General features: G+C 51.4%; 1 protein-coding gene. It reads right to left on the bottom strand.

Going from position 1 to position 698, the window contains the following annotated elements; translation table 11 throughout:
- On the bottom strand, nt 1–698 hold a 698-nt coding region (locus JCM14374_RS12890), incomplete at both ends, for an InlB B-repeat-containing protein (protein ID WP_172674240.1).

Below are 698 nucleotides of genomic sequence, written 5' to 3'. Positions count from 1 at the left end.
CGTTGGTTGTTGTTATAGTTTCATTTTTGCTGGAACCGTCACTGTAAGTGCCTTTACTTCCATGCCTGTAATGTCCAGGGGTTCGCCCACGGTATACACCAGTTTGTCTGCCTGTTTTGGTGATGGCGATGCTCTGCAGGGTCACTTGCGCCCGCTTAAGTACCGTCAGGGTGAAGGCCTTGGGTTCACTGACTCCATTGCTGGATATGGTAGCTGTTAATGTTACTGCTGCGTCTCCGCTTGCGTACAACGGTCGGGTTACCTCGCCGTTATTGCTTATTACATCTATATTGTTAGATATCCATGTGATGGTGGAGCCATATACCGCTCCTGTTACTGTGAGATTCAGGTTCTGGGTTACTGAGCTTGCGCTGTCGCCAGGAGCGAAGCCAATCTCAAGTACTGTCTTGTCCGCCGCTACTTTTTCTGCATCGGTAGGCGGAATCAATGTCCACTGGGCATACACTGTAATGTCGGAGGTGACTTTTGTAGCCGCGGTAAATATATCTCCGCTGCCATTCGCCTCCGTGTTCCACCCGGCAAAGGTGCAGCTTGTTCTTGTCGGAGGCGTCGGCAGTGTGCCTACGTTTCCGCCGGACTCCACTGTTTTGCTTGCGGGATCCGCTTCTGTATCTCCGCCGTTTTTGTCAAAGGTTACGGTATAGGTAACCGCAGGCGCAGCTTTTATGGTTACGGTG

This window comes from Syntrophomonas palmitatica JCM 14374 (genome assembly GCF_001311885.1).
Classification (GTDB): Bacteria; Bacillota; Syntrophomonadia; order Syntrophomonadales; family Syntrophomonadaceae; genus Syntrophomonas_A; species Syntrophomonas_A palmitatica.
The sequence above is the reverse complement of the archived record's forward strand: the minus strand, read 5'-3'. Positions and strand labels throughout refer to the sequence as shown.